General features: G+C 71.2%; 18 protein-coding genes. 5 read left to right on the top strand and 13 right to left on the bottom strand.

What is annotated here, in order from left to right; translation table 11 throughout:
• Window positions 1-198 precede the first annotated feature (198 nt).
• The 8 genes from hisF to hisD are packed head-to-tail and all read right to left on the bottom strand — an operon-like array spanning window position 199 to window position 5,913.
• A complete protein-coding gene (gene hisF, locus AB0C75_RS05000; RefSeq protein WP_362887160.1) occupies window positions 199-954 on the bottom strand; it encodes an imidazole glycerol phosphate synthase subunit HisF in 756 nt (251 codons plus the stop codon).
• Window positions 951-1,349, bottom strand: a complete 399-nt coding sequence (locus AB0C75_RS04995) for a RidA family protein (protein ID WP_362887158.1) — start codon at window positions 1,347-1,349, stop codon at window positions 951-953. Before AB0C75_RS04995 ends, hisF begins: the two co-directional genes overlap by 4 nt.
• Window positions 1,346-2,071, bottom strand: coding sequence for a bifunctional 1-(5-phosphoribosyl)-5-((5-phosphoribosylamino)methylideneamino)imidazole-4-carboxamide isomerase/phosphoribosylanthranilate isomerase PriA (gene priA / locus AB0C75_RS04990; RefSeq protein WP_362887156.1), 726 nt, complete (start codon window positions 2,069-2,071; stop codon window positions 1,346-1,348). The genes AB0C75_RS04995 and priA overlap by 4 nt, the downstream gene beginning before the upstream one ends.
• A complete protein-coding gene (gene hisH / locus AB0C75_RS04985) occupies window positions 2,071-2,712 on the bottom strand; it encodes an imidazole glycerol phosphate synthase subunit HisH (RefSeq protein ID WP_362887154.1) in 642 nt (213 codons plus the stop codon). Before hisH ends, priA begins: the two co-directional genes overlap by 1 nt.
• A 9-nt stretch (window positions 2,713-2,721) precedes the next feature.
• Entirely contained in the window at window positions 2,722-2,889 is a 168-nt protein-coding gene (locus AB0C75_RS04980) for a hypothetical protein (RefSeq protein ID WP_362887152.1), read from the bottom strand.
• Window positions 2,886-3,479 carry an imidazoleglycerol-phosphate dehydratase HisB gene (gene hisB, locus AB0C75_RS04975; RefSeq protein WP_073747726.1) on the bottom strand — a complete coding sequence of 198 codons (594 nt, stop codon included), beginning with the start codon at window positions 3,477-3,479 and terminating at the stop codon, window positions 2,886-2,888. The genes AB0C75_RS04980 and hisB overlap by 4 nt, the downstream gene beginning before the upstream one ends.
• Window positions 3,476-4,594: a histidinol-phosphate transaminase gene (locus tag AB0C75_RS04970; RefSeq protein ID WP_362887150.1), complete on the bottom strand. Its 1,119-nt coding sequence runs from the start codon at window positions 4,592-4,594 to the stop codon at window positions 3,476-3,478. Before AB0C75_RS04970 ends, hisB begins: the two co-directional genes overlap by 4 nt.
• Window positions 4,591-5,913: a histidinol dehydrogenase gene (gene hisD / locus AB0C75_RS04965; RefSeq protein WP_362887148.1), complete on the bottom strand. Its 1,323-nt coding sequence runs from the start codon at window positions 5,911-5,913 to the stop codon at window positions 4,591-4,593. The genes AB0C75_RS04970 and hisD overlap by 4 nt, the downstream gene beginning before the upstream one ends.
• Before the next feature lie 160 nt (window positions 5,914-6,073).
• Here hisD and AB0C75_RS04960 point away from each other — a divergent pair, with 160 nt between their 5' ends.
• From AB0C75_RS04960 to ybaK, 4 genes are all read left to right on the top strand, one after another.
• The gene (locus AB0C75_RS04960; protein WP_362887146.1) at window positions 6,074-7,675 is read left to right on the top strand and encodes an oxidoreductase; all 1,602 of its coding nucleotides are present in this window, start codon (window positions 6,074-6,076) and stop codon (window positions 7,673-7,675) included.
• Between the two features lie 222 nt (window positions 7,676-7,897).
• Window positions 7,898-8,935 carry a hypothetical protein gene (locus AB0C75_RS04955; RefSeq protein WP_362887144.1) on the top strand — a complete coding sequence of 346 codons (1,038 nt, stop codon included), beginning with the start codon at window positions 7,898-7,900 and terminating at the stop codon, window positions 8,933-8,935.
• Between the two features lie 11 nt (window positions 8,936-8,946).
• Window positions 8,947-9,723 (top strand): LON peptidase substrate-binding domain-containing protein, encoded by a 777-nt coding sequence (locus AB0C75_RS04950; protein WP_362887142.1) that lies wholly within the window; start codon window positions 8,947-8,949, stop codon window positions 9,721-9,723.
• 16 nt (window positions 9,724-9,739) lie between these two features.
• Window positions 9,740-10,240: a Cys-tRNA(Pro) deacylase gene (gene ybaK, locus AB0C75_RS04945; protein WP_362887141.1), complete on the top strand. Its 501-nt coding sequence runs from the start codon at window positions 9,740-9,742 to the stop codon at window positions 10,238-10,240.
• Between the two features lie 151 nt (window positions 10,241-10,391).
• On the opposite strand, the gene AB0C75_RS04940 is transcribed toward ybaK, so the two are convergent.
• The 4 genes from AB0C75_RS04940 to AB0C75_RS04925 all read right to left on the bottom strand — a co-directional run bounded on the left by AB0C75_RS04940 (window position 10,392) and on the right by AB0C75_RS04925 (window position 14,523).
• A complete protein-coding gene (locus AB0C75_RS04940) occupies window positions 10,392-11,162 on the bottom strand; it encodes an ABC transporter permease (protein ID WP_362887140.1) in 771 nt (256 codons plus the stop codon).
• Window positions 11,163-11,209: 47 nt separating this feature from the next.
• Entirely contained in the window at window positions 11,210-12,058 is an 849-nt protein-coding gene (locus AB0C75_RS04935; RefSeq protein ID WP_362887139.1) for an ABC transporter permease, read from the bottom strand.
• 100 nt (window positions 12,059-12,158) lie between these two features.
• Window positions 12,159-13,139, bottom strand: a complete 981-nt coding sequence (locus tag AB0C75_RS04930) for an ABC transporter ATP-binding protein (RefSeq protein ID WP_362887595.1) — start codon at window positions 13,137-13,139, stop codon at window positions 12,159-12,161.
• Window positions 13,140-13,257: 118 nt separating this feature from the next.
• Window positions 13,258-14,523: an NYN domain-containing protein gene (locus tag AB0C75_RS04925; RefSeq protein WP_362887138.1), complete on the bottom strand. Its 1,266-nt coding sequence runs from the start codon at window positions 14,521-14,523 to the stop codon at window positions 13,258-13,260.
• A 264-nt stretch (window positions 14,524-14,787) separates the two neighbouring features.
• Between AB0C75_RS04925 and AB0C75_RS04920 the strand changes: the two genes are divergently transcribed.
• Window positions 14,788-14,967 (top strand): hypothetical protein, encoded by a 180-nt coding sequence (locus AB0C75_RS04920; RefSeq protein ID WP_362887137.1) that lies wholly within the window; start codon window positions 14,788-14,790, stop codon window positions 14,965-14,967.
• A gap of 75 nt (window positions 14,968-15,042) precedes the next feature.
• On the opposite strand, the gene dnaE is transcribed toward AB0C75_RS04920, so the two are convergent.
• Window positions 15,043-18,588, bottom strand: a complete 3,546-nt coding sequence (gene dnaE / locus AB0C75_RS04915; RefSeq protein WP_362887136.1) for a DNA polymerase III subunit alpha — start codon at window positions 18,586-18,588, stop codon at window positions 15,043-15,045.
• Between the last annotated feature and the right edge of the window lie 8 nt (window positions 18,589-18,596).

The following is an 18,596-nucleotide window of genomic DNA, read 5'->3' as shown; positions in this document are numbered from 1 at the left end:
GCTGCTGCACGAGGGGGGTCCTCTCGGTGGGGGCGCACCACACCGCGGCAGCCGGCGGCCCCGTCGTCCGGGGGCCTTCGGGGAGCTACGCGTGGGTGGCGCCGTCAGTTCGTTGACGGCGCCACTCTGGCGGCGTGCCCTCCTGGCGGACATCGGCGAGATCGCCGGTCCTGGCGACCGGCGATCTCCCGGACCGGGTCAGCGAACGGGGTGTCCTGCCTCGCGCAGCGCACCCTTGACCTCGGAGATCCGCAGGTCACCGAAGTGGAAGACGGACGCGGCGAGGACCGCGTCGGCGCCCGCGCCCACGGCCGGCGGGAAGTCCGCGAGCCGGCCCGCGCCGCCCGAGGCGATGACGGGGACGGCGACATGGGCGCGCACCGCCTTGATCATCTCGGTGTCGTAGCCGTCCTTCGTGCCGTCGGCGTCCATCGAGTTGAGCAGGATCTCGCCCGCACCGAGCTCGGCCGCGCGGTGCGCCCACTCGACGGCGTCGACGCCGGTGCCCCTGCGGCCCCCGTGGGTCGTCACCTCGAAGGTGCCGTCGGTCGTGCGGCGGGCGTCGACGGACAGCACGAGCACCTGGCGCCCGAAGCGTTCGGCGATCTCCCGGATGAGGTCGGGGCGGGCGATGGCGGCGGTGTTGACCCCGACCTTGTCGGCCCCGGCGCGCAGCAGCCTGTCGACGTCGTCGGGGGTGCGGACCCCGCCGCCGACGGTGAGCGGGATGAAGACCTGCTCGGCGGTGCGGCGCACCACGTCGTACGTCGTCTCGCGGTTACCGCTGGATGCGGTGATGTCGAGGAAGGTGAGCTCGTCGGCGCCCTCGGCGTCGTACAGCTTGGCCATCTCGACGGGATCGCCTGCGTCGCGCAGATTCTTGAAGTTGACGCCCTTGACGACACGGCCGTTGTCGACGTCCAGACACGGGATGACCCGTACGGCGAGAGTCATCGCTCACCCGCCCGGAAGGCCTCGACCTCGACCTCGACGACCAGCGAGGGGTCGACGAATCCGGAGACGATGATCATGGAAGCGGCGGGGCGCACATCGTCGAAGAGCTCCTTGTGTGCGCGGCCCACCTCGTCGACGTCCCTGGCGTGCGTGACGTACATCCGGGTGCGGACGACGTCGCCGCGACCGAGTCCGGCCTGCTCCAGGGCGTCGATGGCGACCCGGAAGGAGGCGACGGCCTGGTCGTACGGGCCGCCCGCGTCGATCCGGCCGTCGACCACCGAGGTGCAGCCGGAGACCAGGACGAGCCCGTTCGGCAGCTCCACCGCCCTGGAGTAGCCGAACTTCTCCTCCCACGGGGCGTCGGAGGAGATACGGCGTACGGAGTCCGTCATGCGGAGACCGCCTTCAGTGCCTCCTCCAGCGTGAACGCCTTGGCGTACAGCGCCTTGCCGACGATGGCTCCCTCGACGCCTTCCGGGACGAGCAGGGAGATCGCGCGGAGGTCGGCGAGCGAGGAGACGCCGCCCGAGGCGACGACGGGCTTGTCGGTGGCGGCGCAGACGTCCCGCAGGAGGGCCAGGTTGGGGCCCTGGAGCGTGCCGTCCTTGGCGATGTCGGTCACCACGTAGCGGGCGCAGCCCTCGGAGTCGAGGCGGGCGAGCGTCTCGTAGAGGTCACCGCCGTCGCGGGTCCAGCCCCGGCCGCGCAGGGTCGTCCCCCGGACGTCGAGGCCGACCGCGATCTTGTCGCCGTGCTCGGCGATGACCTTGGCGACCCACTCGGGGCTCTCCAGGGCGGCGGTGCCGAGGTTGACGCGGCGGCAGCCGGTGGCGAGGGCGGCGGTGAGCGAGGCGTCGTCGCGGATGCCGCCGGAGAGCTCGACCTTGATGTCCATGGCGCCGGCCACCTCGGCGATCAGCGCACGGTTGTCGCCGGTGCCGAAGGCGGCGTCCAGGTCGACGAGGTGCAGCCACTCGGCGCCGGAGCTCTGCCAGGCGAGGGCCGCCTCCAGCGGGGAGCCGTAGGAGGTCTCGGAGCCGGATTCGCCGTGCACGAGGCGGACGGCCTGTCCGTCGCGGACGTCTACGGCGGGGAGCAGTTCAAGCTTCGGCATTACAGCGTCTCGATCCAGTTGGTCAGCAGCTGGGCGCCGGCATCGCCGGACTTCTCGGGGTGGAACTGGGTGGCCCACAGCGCGCCGTTCTCGACGGCGGCCACGAACCGCTCTCCGTGTGTGGCCCAAGTGACCTCGGGAGAGCGGATCTTGGCGTTGGTCACTTCGAGGGACCAGTCGTGCGCCGCGTAGGAGTGCACGAAGTAGTAGCGCGCCTCACGGTCCAGACCGGCGAAGAGCTGGGACCCCTCGGGGGATTCGACGGTGTTCCAGCCCATGTGCGGCACGACGTCGGCCTTCAGCGGTCCGACGGTGCCGGGCCACTCGTCCAGGCCCTCCGTCTCGACGCCGTGCTCGATGCCGCGCTCGAAGAGGATCTGCATGCCGACGCAGATGCCCATGACGGGACGGCCGCCGGCCAGCCTGCGGCCGATGATCCATTCGCCGCGTGCCTTCTTCAGGCCCGCCATGCAGGCGGAGAAGGCACCGACGCCGGGGACGAGCAGCCCGTCGGCGTTCATCGCGGTGTCGAAGTCGCGGGTGATCTCCACGTCCCCGCCGACGTGGGCGAGGGCCCGCTCGGCGGAACGGACGTTGCCGAAGCCGTAGTCGAAGACGACGACCTTCTTCTTGTCGCTCACAGTCCTACCTCAGTCCCAGAGTCCCTGGATCCGCATGATGCCCGCCACCAGGCACATCACGGAGCCGATCCCGAGGAGCACGACGACGCCCTTGGGCAGGCCCTGCTTCCAGAAGGAGTACACGCCGCCGGCCAGGAAGAGGCCGACGAGGATCAGAATGGTGTTGAGGCCGGTCACAGTGCGCCCTTCGTGGACGGAAGGATTCCGGCTGCGCGCGGGTCGTGCTCGCTGGCGTAGCGCAGGGCGCGGGCCAGCGCCTTGAACTGGCACTCCACGATGTGGTGGGCGTTGCGGCCGTACGGGACGTGGACGTGCAGGGCGATCTGCGCCTGGGCGACGAAGGACTCCAGGATGTGCCGGGTCATCGTCGTGTCGTACTCGCCGATCATCGGCGCCATCTTCTCCGGCTCGGTGTGCACCAGGTAGGGACGGCCGGAGAGGTCGACGGTGACCTGGGCGAGCGACTCGTCCAGCGGGACGGTGCAGTTGCCGAAGCGGTAGATGCCGACCTTGTCGCCGAGAGCCTGCTTGAAGGCGGCACCGAGCGCGAGGGCGGTGTCCTCGATGGTGTGGTGCGAGTCGATGTGCAGGTCGCCCTCGGTCTTGACCGTGAGGTCGAAGAGCCCGTGCCGGCCCAGCTGGTCGAGCATGTGGTCGTAGAAGCCGACACCGGTCGCGACATCGACCTTGCCGGTGCCGTCGAGGTCGATCTCGACGAGTACGGAGGTCTCCTTGGTGGTCCGTTCCACCCTGCCTACGCGGCTCATGCGTCGTGCTCCTTCTTCAGTTCGCGCACCGCATCGAGGAACGCGTCGTTCTCTGCCGGGGTTCCCGCGGAGACCCGCAGCCATCCCGGTACGCCGTTGTCCCTGACCAGGACACCCCGGTCGAGGATCTCCCGCCAGGCCACGTGGCTGTCGGCGAAGCGGCCGAACTGGACGAAGTTGGCGTCCGAGTCGGTGACGGCGAAGCCGAGCTCCCGCAGTCCGTCTACCAGCCGGTCGCGCTCGCTCTTGAGCTGCGCGACGTACCCGAGCAGGGTATCCGTGTGCTCCAGGGCGGCGAGCGCGGTGGCCTGGGTGATGGAGGACAGGTGATAGGGCAGCCGCACCAGCTGGACCGCGTCGACGACGGCCGGGTCCGCCGCGAGGTAGCCGAGGCGCAGGCCCGCGGCGCCGAACGCCTTGGACATGGTGCGCGAGAGCACCAGGTGCGGGCGGCCCTCGATCAGCGGGAGCAGCGAGGGGTGGTGGCTGAACTCGCCGTACGCCTCGTCGACGACGACCATCGAGGGCCTGGCGGCCTGGGCCGCGTCGTACAGGGCGACGACGGTGTCGGCGTCCACCGCGGTGCCGGTGGGGTTGTTGGGCGAGGTGATGAAGACGACCTCGGGCCGGTGCTCGGCGATGGCCTTCTTCGCGGCCTCCACGTCGATGGTGAAGTCTTCATTGCGCGGTCCGGAGATCCAGCCGGTGCCGGTGCCACGGGCGATGAGGGCGTGCATGGAGTACGAGGGCTCGAAGCCGATCGCGGTGCGCCCGGGGCCGCCGAAGGTCTGCAGCAGCTGCTGGAGGACCTCGTTGGAGCCGTTGGCCGCCCAGACGTTCGCCGCGGCGACCTCGTGGCCCGCGGTGCGGGTGAGGTAGCGGGCGAGCTCGGTGCGGAGCTCGACGGCGTCCCGGTCGGGGTAACGGTTGAGGTCGCGGGCGGCCTCGCGGACCCGCTCGGCGATGCGGTCGACGAGCGCGTCGGGCAGCGGGTAGGGGTTCTCGTTGGTGTTGAGCCGGACCGGCACGTCGAGCTGGGGCGCCCCGTACGGGGACTGGCCGCGCAGTTCGTCGCGGATCGGGAGCGCGTCCCAGGCATTGCTGTCGTTCGTCACGCTTGCGGAACCTTCCAGCCGAACCTGGCCTTGAGCGCGGCGCCGTGGGCGGGGAGGTCCTCCGCCTCGGCGAGGGTCACCACGTGGTGGGTGACGTCGGCGAGGGCGTCGCGGCTGTAGTCGACGATGTGGATGCCGCGCAGGAAGGACTGCACGGACAGGCCCGAGGAGTGGCAGGCGCAGCCGCCGGTGGGCAGGACGTGGTTGGAGCCGGCGCAGTAGTCGCCGAGGGAGACGGGCGACCAGGGGCCGACGAAGACCGCTCCGGCGTTACGGACCCGGGCGGCGACGGCCGCGGCGTTCTCCGTCTGGATCTCCAGGTGCTCGGCGGCGTACGCGTCGACGACCTTGAGGCCGTCCTCGATCGAGGAGACCAGGACGATCGCGGACTGGCGGCCTGCCAGCGCGGGCTCGATCCGGTCGGTGACGTGCTTGGTCGCGGCGACCTGGGGCTTCAGCTCGGCCTCGGTGGCGGCGGCGAGCTCCTCGGAATCGGTGACGAGCACGGCGGCGGCCATCGGGTCGTGCTCGGCCTGGCTGACCAGGTCGGCCGCGACGTGCACCGGGTCGGCGCTCGCGTCGGCGAGGATCGCGATCTCGGTGGGGCCGGCCTCGGCGTCGATGCCGATACGGCCCTTGAGGAGGCGCTTGGCGGCGGCGACGTAGATGTTGCCCGGCCCGGTGACGAGGTTGACCGGCGGGCAGTCCTCGGTGCCGTAGGCGAACATCGCGACGGCCTGGGCGCCGCCGGCGGCGTACACCTCGTCGACGCCGAGGAGGGCGCAGGCGGCGAGGATCGTGGGGTGCGGCAGTCCGCCGAACTCCTTCTGGGGCGGGGACGCGACGGCGATGCCCTCGACGCCGGCCTCCTGGGCCGGGACGACGTTCATGACGACGGACGAGGGGTAGACCGAGCGTCCGCCGGGGACGTAGAGCCCGACGCGCTCGACGGGCACCCACTTCTCGGTGACCGTGCCGCCGGGGACGACCTGGGTGGTGTGCGTGGTGCGGCGCTGCTCGCGGTGGACGAGGCGGGCGCGGCGGACGGATTCGTCGAGCGCCGCGCGCACGTCGGGGTCGAGGTCCTGGAGCGCGGCGGCGATCGCCTCGGCGGGCACCCGGATCGCGTCGAGGCGTACGCCGTCGAACTTCTCTCCCCACTCGATCACTGCCGTCGAGCCTCGATGGCGTACGTCCTCGCAGATGGGACGCACCGTCTCCAGGGCGGCTTCCACGTCGAACTCGGCACGGGGCAGCAGGTCGCGCAGGTCGCCGCCCTCGGGGAGGGCGGTGCCGCGCAGATCGATTCGAGAGATCACATCGCAATTCTCTCAGACCGGTTCATCCGTCCGGTCGCCCGTATCACTGGCTGATACATGTCCCGGCTGTCACTGCTGACCATTAGCGTTCACGTCGTCACAGAGAGGGAAGAACGACTGTACGAAGCGCGGGACAAACCGCGCGAGCGGAGGTGAGGCAGTGACCGAACCGCAGGACGGCGCGATCCCGGACGGGCTCAGCGCCGCGGAGCTGGGTATGTGGCAGTCCTTCCGCAACGGCACGACCTACGATCTGCGGTCGCACGATCCGGTGCGCGACGACCCGTTCGCCCCGCACACCTGGGGTCCCGAGCGCAGTGTCGGCGCGCGCACGGTGGCGCGCCTGCTGCTGGACGGGCCGCCCGCGCGGCCGGGGCGGGTGTCCGCGCTGAAGATGCGGGGGGTGCGGATCACCGGGAAGTTGGACCTGGCCGGCGGCAGGGTGTCCCCGTACGTCGAGCTCACGGGCTGCCGGTTCGAGCAGGAGGTCGTCCTGCCCGAGTGCCACTTCACCACGCTGCGGATGGTGGGCTGCGCGGTGCCGAGGCTGGACGCGGCCCGGCTGCACACGGAGGGCGATCTGCATCTGCCGCGCTGCCGGATCGAGCGCGGTGTCCGGCTGACCGACGCCCGGATCGGCACGGACCTGCTGATCAACCAGATCGGCATCGGCCCCGACCGGCGGGGGCGTGCCTTCGTGGGTGACGGGATGTCGGTGGCGCAGGACCTTCAGGCCGAGATGATCGAGACCCGCGGCGAGCTGAGCCTGCGCGGGGCGAAGGTCGGCGGTTCGCTGAGCCTGCGCGGCAGCCGGCTGCGGGCCACGGACGGGCGGCGGGCGCTGAACGCCCCGCAGCTGAGCGTGGAGCGCACGCTGTACATGACGGAGGCCTGGGTCAGTATCGACACGGGGAACCAGGGCACCACTCCCCCGTTCGGTATCGCGCGCGGCGGCGGTCCCGCGCGCGGGACACGCGCGCAGGTCTTCGAGTGCCGGGGCGCGGTGCGGCTCGACGACGGGCGGTTCGGGGACGCGGTGGACCTGCACAAGGCCCGCTTCGTACTCGCCGACCGCGAGGAGCTGTCGCTGCGCCGGATCGTCACGCCGGAGCTGCGCTTCAACGCGGAGCGCCCGAGAGAGGGCCGGGTCGTGCTGAACGGCGCGAAGGTGGTCACGCTGATCGACGTGTCGACCAGCTGGCCGGGTCCTGGCGGCCTCGCGATGGGCGGCTTCGTGTACGAGAACCTCGTCCCTTACGGCCATTTCCCGCTCTCCAGGCGCCTGGAGTGGGTGCTGGCCGCGACCCCGGAGTACGTACCCGAGCCGTACGAGCGCCTCGCGTCGGTGCTCCGCAGCTGCGGGGAGGACGCGGACGCCCGCGAGGTGCTGCTCGCCAAACAGCGGCGCCGGCGCGAGACACTGCCGCCCGCTGGGCGGATCTGGGGCTATCTGCAGGACTGGACGGTGGCGTACGGCTACCGGCCGGGGCGCGCCCTGGTCTGGATGACGGTGCTGTGGGCGGCGGGGGCGGTGGCGTTCTCGCAGTACCGCCCCGAATCGATCAAGGGGGGTGAGCACCCGCAGTGGAATCCCGCGCTGTACGCGCTGGATCTGCTGGTGCCGGTGATCAATCTCGGACAGGACGGCTACTGGCTGCTGGAGGGCGGCTGGCAGTGGACGGCGGCCGCGCTCGTGCTGCTCGGGTGGATACTGGCCACGACGGTGGCGGCGGGCGCGTCCCGGCTGCTGCGGCGCGGCTGAGGGGGAGGCGACGGGCCGTCCGGCCGGATCCCTGCCGTCACAGGGATCGAAAGGCCGGACGAGGCCCGGAAGCACAACCGGTCACCGTCGGCCGGAAGGTCGGAATCAAGCCAGCCACGAGCACTTCCTTTGCCCTTTCTTGACCGCATTCGGTACAACCCTTCCACTCGCCACAGAAGCTTCACAGAGGCCCTCTGGCGCCGCCCCCACCAGGGCTTTTCAATGGTCTGCACCATGTCTCTCCTCCGCGCACTGCTGAGCCCCGCGCGCACGTTCCGGCACGGCCCCGTGCCGTCGTCGGCCGGGCTGCCCGCGGACGACGCGGTGCTGCTCGACGCCCCCGACGAGCGGCTCTCGCCCGCCCTGGTGGCGGCGGCCCTGGGGGACTTCGAACCCGCGGCCAAGCTCCTCGCCACCACCAGGGACGCCGCCGACTGGGAGATCCGCGACCGCACCCTGGCCCGGCTGGTCGCCTTCGCGCGCGGTCGCGACGACTGGCTCACCGGCTGGCTGTCCGCCGCCCCTGGCGATCCGGACGCCCTGCTCGTCAAGGCCGCGCTCGCGGTGCGGCGCGCGTGGGAGTCCCCGGCCCACGCCGAGGAGCTGCGCGAGGTGGGCCCGCTGATCGCGGCGGCGGCCGAGGCCGGTCTCCAGGACCCGGTGCCCTGGCGGCTCGCGCTCGACCACGCCCGGGGCACGCACGCCCCGCACACGGCCTTCGAGTCGCTGTGGGAGCAGGCCGTGCGCCGCTCCCCGCACCACTACGGCAGCCATGTCGCCGCGCTCCGCTACCTCTCGGCCCGGTGGTACGGCTCCCACCGTGAGTGCTTCGACTTCGCCGAGCGGGCCGCCGATGACGCCGCGACCGACTCCCTGGTGCAGGCGCTCCCCGTACGGGCGGCCTTCGCCCTGCTGCGGGACGAGGAGGCGGCCACCCGGGCGGTCTCCGTGCGGGAGGACCGGATCGATGCCGCGGCCGACCTCGCGATCAGCTTCTCGGCCGGATTCCCCGTCGGCGATCCCCTGCCGGCGGAGGTCCGTAACCTCCTCGCCTACGTCCTGGCCGCACGGGGCCGCGCGGCGGAGGCACTGGAGCAGTTCCGGCTGATCGGGCCGTACGCCACCTCCTTCCCATGGGCGTGCGTGGCCGGGGAGGCGCTCGGGGGATTCCTCGACACACGGGCGGATGTCCAGCTCCGGGCGGCCTCTTCCACGCGCCGGTGCGGGCGGCCGGAACACGTCGCGGCCCGTGGCCATTAGGCTTGGCCGCTGTGACCACCGCTCGACTGCCTCTCTTCCCGCTGAACGCGGTGCTGTTCCCCGGCCTCGTGCTGCCCCTCAACGTCTTCGAGGAGCGTTATCGCGCCATGATGCGCGAGCTGCTCGAGACCGACGAGGAGGAACCGCGCCGCTTCGTGGTGGTCGCGATCCGCGACGGCCGCGAGACCGCGCCGACGGCCACCGGAATGCCGGACACGGTCGCCGCCGCGCCTCCCACCGAGCGTGCCCCGGGCGACGGCTTCGGCCCCGACCCCCTCCAGACCTTCCACCGGGTCGGCTGCGTCGCGGACGCGGCGAAGATCCGTGAGCGCGCCGACGGCAGCTACGAGGTCCTGGCGACCGGCACCGCACGGGTCCGGCTGCTCTCCGTCGACGCGAGCGGCCCGTTCCTGACGGCCGAGGTGGAGGAACTGCCCGAGGACCCGGGCGCCACCGAGGGCGAGGACTCCCCCACGGACGAGGCGGGCGCCCTCGCGGAGGGCGTCCTGCGCGCGTTCCGCAGCTACCAGAAGCGGCTGGCCGGAGCGAGCGAACGTTCCCTGACGACCGGCGCGGACCTGCCCGACGACCCGTCGGTCGTGTCGTATCTGGTGGCCGCCGCCGCCGTGCTCGACATCCCGTCGAAGCAGCGGCTGCTCCAGGCCCCGGACACCGCGACCCGGCTGCGCGAGGAGCTGTCGCTCCTGCGTAAGGAGACGGCCGTCATCCGTCATCTGCCGTCACTGCCGGCGACCGACCTGACCCGCGACCCCACGCACCCCAACTGACCCGAGGACCGGCCCGGTGGCGAAGAAGTCCAGAAAACAGCAGTCAGGCTCCACCCCGGCCACGGTCGCTCTGACAGCGGCCGGCACCGCTTTCACGGTCCACTCCTACGACCACGATCCGGCCTCCCCCTCGTACGGCGAGGAAGCGGCCGAAGCGCTCGGGGTCCCGGCCGACCGGGTGTTCAAGACGCTGGTCGCTGACGTCGACGGCGAACTGGTCGTCGCCGTGGTCCCGGTGGCGGGATCCCTGGACCTCAAGGCCCTGGCATCAGCGGTGGGCGGCAAGCGGGCGGCGATGGCGGACCCCTCGGCTGCGGAACGCACCACGGGCTACGTGAGGGGCGGCATCTCCCCCCTGGGCCAGCGCAGAAAGCTACGTACGGTCCTGGACGCGTCGGCCGGCTCCCACCCCACGATCTGCGTCTCGGCCGGCCGCCGCGGCCTGGAGGTGGAACTCACCCCCGAGGACCTGACAACCCTGACCCAGGCAACGGTGTCAGCAATCGCCCGCCCCTGACCAGCCCGTCCGGCGCACCCCTCCAGCCCGTCCGGCGCACCCCTCCAGCCCGTCCGGCGTTTGAGGACCGGGGTCCGGGGCGGAGCCCCGGTTTCGGGAAGGGGCGGGTAGGGGAACAGGCCCGCCGCAGGCGACCCCACCCCACCCGCCGCTACGACCGCTCCGGCCACTCCCCCGCAACCTTGCCGCCGCCGTCCCCACTCTCGGCCCCGGCCTCAGCCCCGGACGGCTCCGCCACGGCCGCGTACGGCGACGCGTACGAACCACCCCACTCCGGCGGCTCAGGATCCCGCGGCCCGAACAACGCCGTGAGCCCCAGGTGGACGATCATCGCCGCGATGGGCCAGGCGAGCATCGCCGCCCCCACCGCGTGCAGCTCCAGCGGCGCGTCGAAGGTGACCCCCTTGCCGACCTCCTTGGCATGGGCCACCACATCGGACGTCGGCCCGAACCACGTGCCGACCCCCCACGCCAGCAGCGAACCCAGCAGCCCGCCCAGGGCGAGGCCCACCACCAGCGGGATACCCCCGCGCCGGCGGAAGAGGAACACGGCGGCCGCCGAGACCAGGCCGAAGGCCAGCGCCAGCAGCACGAACGTGCCGTCGGCCCCGATGGCCTCCTCGCCCTCGCTGTTCTTGAGGAACACGGCGGTGTCGTCGGAGACGAGCGGTACCCGCGGCGCGAGCCACAGCCAGAGCAGCCCGAGCAGGACACCCGCGACCGTCAGCACCCCGGCGATGACCCCCGCCTGCCGCAGCTCCGCCCGCCGCTCCTGCGGCCCCGGCTGCTCGCCGGGCAGGGCATGGGACCCGGAGGCCGGGGCCTGCCACGGGTCGTACGGCTGGGACCCGGACGGGGGCTCAGGCTGGGACTCAGACTCGGACTCGGGCTCATGCGGCGGCGGCGTCAACGGTGCGGTCACGCTGCCATCGTGCCAGCCCGCCCCACGTGCCGCCTCACCGGACCGCCTCACCGGACGGCCGCCCGCCGGTACGCCCACGTGGCCACGGCCAGCGAGAGCACACCGACCGCCGCGCACACCGCGAGGTCGAGAGCGACGACCGCCCAGTCGGGATGGGCGTCGAAGGACCGGGACAGCGCCTCGACGCCGTACGTCGAGGGAAGCAGATCACGGGCCCACCCGACCGGCCCCGGCAGCCGCTCGGCCGGCAGCACACCCAGCAGCAGCGCGGCCGACATGCCCAGCTGCCCGAGCAGCGTCGCCACCTCCTGCCGCGGCGCCAGCAGTCCGAGCGCCGCGCCGAGACCGGAGAGCGCGGCCCCGGAGAGCGGGATGACGGCGACGAGCACCCACAGATGCGTCATCGGAAGGCCGAACAGCGCGCTGCCCGCCACCGCCGTGACGATCGTGCCCGGCACGGTGAACGAGGCGTACGCCCCCGCCGCGCCCAGCACCACCGCGGCCGGCGGCACCGGCAGCGTCGCGTAGTGGTCGAGCCCGCCACCGGCCCTGAGCTGGCCGAAGTACTGGGCGAGCAGATTGAGCGCGACGAAGGCCACCACCAGCACGGCGGACCCGGCGACGACGGCCCGCGCCTCCGCGCCCCCGTCGACGACTCCCCGCATCAGCACCATGATCCCGATGGACTGGAAGGTAGCGACGAACAGCAGCGGAATCCGCGCGACCCGCGCCCGCGACAGCTGCGCCCGGTACACGGCGGCCAGCGAAGGGAGCAGCCGGGCCCGCGGTGCGAGCGCGGCGGGGGCGGTACGGGTGGGCGGGCCGGTCCGCACGGCGGAGGTCCGTACCCTCGGACCGGCCACCTTCGCGGGCTCCGTCGGAACCATGCTCGTCACCTGGCAGTGCTCCCCTTCGAGTCCCGCACACGTACACGCACATGCAGCGGCACGTTCGACTTCTTCGACTTCTTCGACTTCTTCGACTTCAACGGTTTGATCACGCCTTCACCAGCCCCTCGGCCCTGGCGGCGTCCCCACCGAGCGCCAGATACACGTCCTCCAGGCTGGGCGTGGCCAGCGTGAAGTCGTCGAGCGAGGAGAAAGCCGCCCCGCCGGTCACCGCCGCCACCGCGGCCCGCGCCTCGTCGGGCCCCAGCCGGAGCGTCCACTTGCGCCCCGACTCCTGCGCCGACCCGCGGAGCGCGGCCACCTCGGGGACGTCCAGCGGCGCACGCTCGCGCCACACCAACTCGACCCGCACCTCGCCGGCCACCCGCTCCTTGAGCCCGGCCGGAGTGTCGCAGGCGATGACCTTGCCGCGCTCCATGACGGCCACCCGGTCCAGGACCGTCTCCGCCTCGATGACGTTGTGGGTCACCAGCAGCACCGTCGCCCCGTGCTCGGCCCGGCGGCGGTCGACGGCGGACCAGACGGAGCGGCGGGCGACGGGATCCATGCCGGTCGTCGGCTCGTCCAGCACCAGCAGGGGGCGCTCACCGACGAGGGTCGCGGCGAAGCAGGCGAGCCTGCGCTGCCCGCCGGACAGCTTCCTCAGGGGGCGCCCGGCGAGGGCGGTGAGCCCGAGTTCCTCCAGTACGTCGTCACGCGCCGCGCGCGCTTCCCGTATCGGCAGGCCCCTGAGCCGCCCGGTGGTCTCCGCGGCGAGCGACACGGTCAGCTCGTCGAGGGCGGTGGACTCCTGGCCCAGGTAGCCGATGAGCCGCGAGGCACGCTCCGGGTGGCACACGAGGTCGTGTCCCAGCACCTCGACGCTCCCGGAATCGGGCCGCATCAGCCCGGTGAGCTGGCGTACGAGCGTGGACTTCCCCGCACCGTTGGGCCCGAGCAGTCCGAAGATCTCGCCGCGCCGGACATCGAGGCACACCCCGTCGGTGGCGCGCACCTCGGGAGTCGCGGCCCGGCCGCGTCGGCCCCGGACGGCGGGGTAGGTCTTGACCAGGTCGCGCACCGCGCACACGGTCCCGGTCGGTGCCCGTGCTGTGTCCGCAGCCTGTGCTGTGCCCGTACTCACGAGGCATGAGCCTACGGGGTCGGATGCCCCGTATTGCGTCCGGGTCCGGGCAGTGCCTCGCCGCTCACTCCCCCGCGGGAGCCCGTTCGGTGGCGGTCCGTACGTCGATCTCGCGCCAGAACCCCGCCCGGATCGCATAGCGGTCGTGCTCGTCGATCTGGTCGTCCTTGTGCGCGAGGAGCCCGAAGCGGGCGGCGTACCGCAGCACCTCTCCGTCGATGCGGTGCGGGATACGGGGATACATCGTGGACAGCTTCTGCAGGTGGACGGGGACCGGCAGCCGTTCCATCCAGCGCCGGGCGAAGACCTGGCCCACCTCGAAGGGGTCGCCGCCGACGGTGGTGATGTCCTCCTCCCGGTCCGCCCAGCGCTGTTCCGCGCTGGTGAGCTGGGCCAGGGTCGGCAGGGACGCGGTCTCGGGCGGCTCGCCGAGCGGCCCGCCGCGCTCGACCCAGCCCTTCTCGGACGACCAGCGCAGAGTCGCGTTGCCGGCCGGGGGCTGTGCGGTGTGCTGCGGCGTCTGCGTGGCGGGGGCGCGCAGGCTCGCCAGGTCCTTGGGGGTGGGGACACCCTTGTGTCCGGGGGCGGGCACGGGCTCGGAGCGCGGGGCGGCCTCGGTCTCCGCGGTGCCGGTGCCGTGACGGGCGGCGGCGGCCTGGGCCTCCGACGCCCGCTCGGCGGACGCGGCGAGGGCCGCCTCGGGCAGCGGCGCGGACAGGATCGCGGCGATCTCGGGGCGCGGGACGGGCGCGGGCGCGCACACGCCGCCGGTCTCCTTGGCCCGCACGGCCTTGGTGATCCAGGCGCGGTCGAGCACGCGTCGCTCGTCGGCCTCGGCGACCAGGTCCTCGGACTGGTTGTAGTCGCCGTCGGCGGCCTGTACGGCCCAGAGGTGGACGGCGACGCCGTGCTCCTTGGCCGACATGAGCCCGGGCAGCAGATCGCCGTCGCCCGTCACGAGCACCACGTCGGAGCAGGCGCGGTTTCTGGCCAGCTCGGTGAGCTCGGCATGCATGGCCGCGTCGACGCCCTTCTGCGCCCACCGCCCGTCACTGCGGGTGAGTGCCCCGAGTCGTACGGTCACCCGCGGCATGACCCGCAGTCTGCGGTGCTCGGGCTGCGGAACCCGGTCGGGGGCGCCGTCGAACCAGTAGATGCGCAGCAGAGGCTGTTCCGTGTCGGCCTCCGCCCGTTCGCGCAGCCCCTGGATCAGGGCCGCGTGGTCGACGGTGATGCGGGAACGGGCGGGCTCTCCGGCCAGCAGACTCGCGGCTGCGCCCAGCAAGTAGCCGGCGTCAACCAGGACGACGCAACGGTCCACGCGTTCCACCCTCTTCCAGTTCGGGAGCGGACCGGGGTCCCGACATGGGGGTGGTCCGCCGGCCCGGGGTTCGCTTACTCAGGGTTTCCTTCGAGTCTGCCCGACGGCACGGGGGTTAAGGTCCGGAACTCGATCATCGGCGTGGCGGATCCGAAAACCGCGCATGATACCCCGCGAACTACGCTCGGTAATGATCCAACATGCGGCCTTTCCGGTGCTATGTGAGCCTGACAGCGGTTCTGGACCCCCAGATCTCCCACAGGAGGCATCACGATGGCGAAGAACAAGAACCGCAAGCAGGCCGCCCAGCACGACCGCGCGTCCGCCGCGGAGCGCGGGTCGGAGGAGGCCAAGTCGACGGCGTACGAGTCGCAGCCCCAGTCTCAGTCGCAGGCTCAGGGCAGCCCGGCCGACGTCGCTCGCAAGCACCAGAAGCGGTTCGGCCACAACTGACGGGCCCACCACGTACGAGAGGGGCGCCCCGCCACCGGCGGGGCGCCCCTCTCGCGGGTGGCGGCGGTGTGGCCGTCAGCCGGCCAGGCAGGACGGGCCGAGCAGCACCTTCAGATCGCCGAAGAGCGCGGGGTCCGGCTTGACGCGGTGCCGGTCGAGCCGGAGCACGGTGGTCTTGCGGGGGCCCTGGAGCCTGATGCGCACCTCGGTGTCGCCCCGGTGGTTGCCGAGGACCTCGCCGAGCCGGCTGACCATGGGCGGGGTGACCCGGACCGTGGGGATGGTCAGGACGACGGGTGCGTTGGTCCCGGCGTTGGAGATGTCGGGGACCTGCATCTCCATGGCGACCAGGCGCGGCACGTCCTCGCGCTTGTCGAGGCGTCCCTTGACGAAGACGACGGTGTCCTCGACGAGCTGGGTGGAGACCAGCTGGTAGGTCGCGGGGAAGAACATGCACTCGATGGATCCCGCGAGGTCCTCCACGGTCGCGATGGCCCAGGCGTTGCCCTGCTTGGTCATCTTGCGCTGGAGGCCGGAGATGATGCCGCCCACGGTGACGATCGCGCCGTCGGAGTGCTCACCGCCGGTGAGCTGCGAGATGGCCGCGTCCGACTTGTCGGACAGGACGTGCTCAAGGCCGAAGAGGGGGTGGTCGGAGACGTAGAGGCCGAGCATCTCGCGCTCCTGCGCGAGCAGGTAGGACTTCTCCCACTCGATGTCGGAGAACTCCACGTCGAGACCGAAGCCCGGCTCGGAGTCGCCGTCCGCCTCGTCGCCCATGCCGCCGAAGAGGTCGAACTGCCCCTCGGCCTCCTTGCGCTTGACCTGCACCACGTTGTCGATCATCGGCTCGTGGTGGGCGACGAGTCCCTTGCGGGTGTGCCCCATCTCGTCGAAGGCGCCGGCCTTGATGAGCGACTCGACGGTGCGCTTGTTGCAGACGACCGCCTCGACCTTGTCCAGGAAGTCGGGGAACGTGGAGTACTTCCCCTTCGCCTTGCGGCACCTGATGATCGAGTCGACCACGTTCTGCCCGACGTTACGGACGGCGGTCAGCCCGAACAGGATCACGTCGTCACCCTGGGCGGCGAAGTTCGACTCGGACTCGTTGACGTTGGGCGGGAGCACCTTGATGCCCATGCGCCGGCACTCGTTGAGGTAGACCGCGGACTTGTCCTTGTCGTCCTTGACCGAGGTCAGCAGGGCCGCCATGTACTCGGCGGGGTAGTTCGCCTTGAGGTAGGCGGTCCAGTAGGTGACCAGTCCGTACGCGGAGGAGTGCGCCTTGTTGAAGGCGTATCCCGCGAAGGGGACCAGGACGTCCCAGAGCGCCTTGATCGCCGCGTCGGAGAAGCCGTTCTTCTTGGCGCCGGCCTCGAAGAGGACGAAGTTCTTCGCCAGCTCGTCGGCCTTCTTCTTACCCATCACGCGGCGCAGGATGTCCGCCTCGCCGAGCGAGTAGCCGGCGACGATCTGGGCGGCCTTCTGCACCTGCTCCTGATAGACGATCAGGCCGTAGGTGAGCCCGAGGACCTCCTTGAGGGGCTCCTCCAGCTCCGGGTGAATCGGGGTGATCTCCTGCCGGGCGTTCTTGCGCTCGGCGTAGTTCGTGTGCGAGTTCATTCCCATCGGGCCAGGCCGGTAGAGGGCCGAGACGGCGGAAATGTCCTCGAAGTTGTCGGGCTGCATCTGGCGCAGCAGCGAGCGCATGGGGCCGCCGTCGAACTGGAACACCCCGAGCGTGTCACCGCGGCAGAGCAGCTCGTACGTCTTGGGGTCGTCCAGCGGGAGCGCGAGCATCTCCAGGTCGACGCCCTTGTTGGCCTTCACCATCTTGATGGCGTCGTCCATGATCGTCAGGTTGCGCAGGCCGAGGAAGTCCATCTTCAGCAGGCCGAGCGACTCGCACTGCGGGTAGTCCCACTGTGTGATGGTGACGCCGTCGGTGTGCCGCGTCCAGAGCGGGGCGTGGTCGACGATGGGCTCGCTGGACATGATCACGCCGGCGGCGTGCACGCCCATCTGCCGGACGAGGCCCTCGACGCCCTTCGCGGTGTCGATGACCTTCTGGACGTCCGGCTCGTTCTCGTACATCCCCCGGATCTCGCCCGCCTCGCTGTAGCGCGGGTGCTTGGGGTCGGTGATGCCGCTGAGGTCGATGCCCTTGCCGAGGACGTCGGCGGGCATGGCCTTGGTGAGGCGGTCGCCCATCGCGTACGGGTAGCCGAGGACGCGCGCGGAGTCCTTGATGGCGTTCTTGGCCTTGATCTTGCCGTAGGTGCCGATCATGGCGACCTTGTCGGCGCCGTACTTCTCGGTCACGTACCTGATGACCTCGACGCGCCTGCGCTCGTCGAAGTCGATGTCGACATCGGGCATGGACACGCGCTCGGGGTTGAGGAAGCGCTCGAAGATCAGCCCGTGGGTGATCGGGTCGAGGTCGGTGATGCCCATGGCGTACGCGACGATCGAACCGGCGGCGGAACCACGGCCGGGGCCGACCGCGATGCCGTTGTTCTTGGCCCACATGATGAAGTCGGCGACGACGAGGAAGTACCCCGGGAACCCCATCTGGATGATGATGTCCATCTCGTACTCGGCCTGCTTCTGCCGGTCGTCGGGGACACCTCCCGGGTAGCGGCGGTCCATGCCGACCCGGACCTCCTCCTGGAACCAGGTGACCTCGGTGAAGCCCTCCGGGATGTCGAACTTCGGCATCAGGTCGCGCTTCTCGAACATGCCGGCGGTGTCGATCTGCTGCGCGACCAGGAGGGTGTTGGCGCAGCCCTCCTGCCAGGCGTCGGAGGAGTCGACGGCGTACATCTCGTCGGTCGTCTTGAGGTAGTAGCCCGTGCCGTTGAACCGGAAGCGGTCGGGGTCGGAGAGGTTCTTGCCGGTCTGGATGCAGAGCAGCGCGTCGTGCGCGGTCGCCTCGTTGGCGTAGGTGTAGTGCGAGTCGTTCGTCACGAGCGGCGGGATGCCGAGCTTCTTGCCGACCCGCAGCAGGTCGTCGCGGACCCGGCGCTCGATGTCGATGCCGTGGTCCATCAGTTCCAGGAAGTACCGGTCCTTGCCGAAGATGTCCTGGTACTCGGACGCCGCCTTGACGGCCTCGTCGAACTGGCCGAGGCGCAGACGGGTCTGCAGCTCACCGGAGGGGCAGCCGGTGGAGGCGATCAGGCCCTCGGACCACTGGGAGATGGTCTCCTTGTCCATACGCGGCCACTTCTGCAGCCAGCCCTCGGCGTACGCGTCCGACGAGAGCTTGAAGAGGTTGTGCAGTCCGGTGCTGTTGGCCGCCCAGATCGTCTTGTGGGTGTAACCACCGGAACCCGAGACGTCGTCCCGCTTCTGGTGCGGCTGTCCCCACTGGATCTTGCGCTTGTGCTTGCGCGACTCGGGGGCGACGTAGGCCTCGATCCCGATGATCGGCGTCACCCCGGCCTTCTCGGCCGAGTGGAAGAAGTCGTACGCCCCGTGAAGGTTGCCGTGGTCGGTCATCGCGATGTGCGACATGCCCATGTCCTTGCACGCCTCGAACATGTCCTTGAGCCTCGCGGCACCGTCCAGCAGGGAGTACTGGGTGTGGACGTGCAGGTGCGTGAAAGGCGGCTTGCTCACGGCGCTGT

The organism is Streptomyces sp. NPDC048565, assembly GCF_040650935.1.
In the GTDB taxonomy this organism is placed as follows: domain Bacteria; phylum Actinomycetota; class Actinomycetes; order Streptomycetales; family Streptomycetaceae; genus Streptomyces.
The sequence above is the reverse complement of the archived record's forward strand: the minus strand, read 5'-3'. Positions and strand labels throughout refer to the sequence as shown.

Excerpts from the sequence above, each read along its gene's own strand:
- hisF (WP_362887160.1), bottom strand. The coding sequence starts at position 954 with ATGACTCTCGCCGTACGGGTCATCCCGTGTCTGGACGTCGACAACGGC.
- AB0C75_RS04995 (WP_362887158.1), bottom strand. The coding sequence starts at position 1,349 with ATGACGGACTCCGTACGCCGTATCTCCTCCGACGCCCCGTGGGAGGAG.
- priA (WP_362887156.1), bottom strand. The coding sequence starts at position 2,071 with ATGCCGAAGCTTGAACTGCTCCCCGCCGTAGACGTCCGCGACGGACAG.
- hisB (WP_073747726.1), bottom strand. The coding sequence starts at position 3,479 with ATGAGCCGCGTAGGCAGGGTGGAACGGACCACCAAGGAGACCTCCGTA.
- AB0C75_RS04955 (WP_362887144.1), top strand. The coding sequence starts at position 7,898 with ATGGTCTGCACCATGTCTCTCCTCCGCGCACTGCTGAGCCCCGCGCGC.
- AB0C75_RS04920 (WP_362887137.1), top strand. The coding sequence starts at position 14,788 with ATGGCGAAGAACAAGAACCGCAAGCAGGCCGCCCAGCACGACCGCGCG.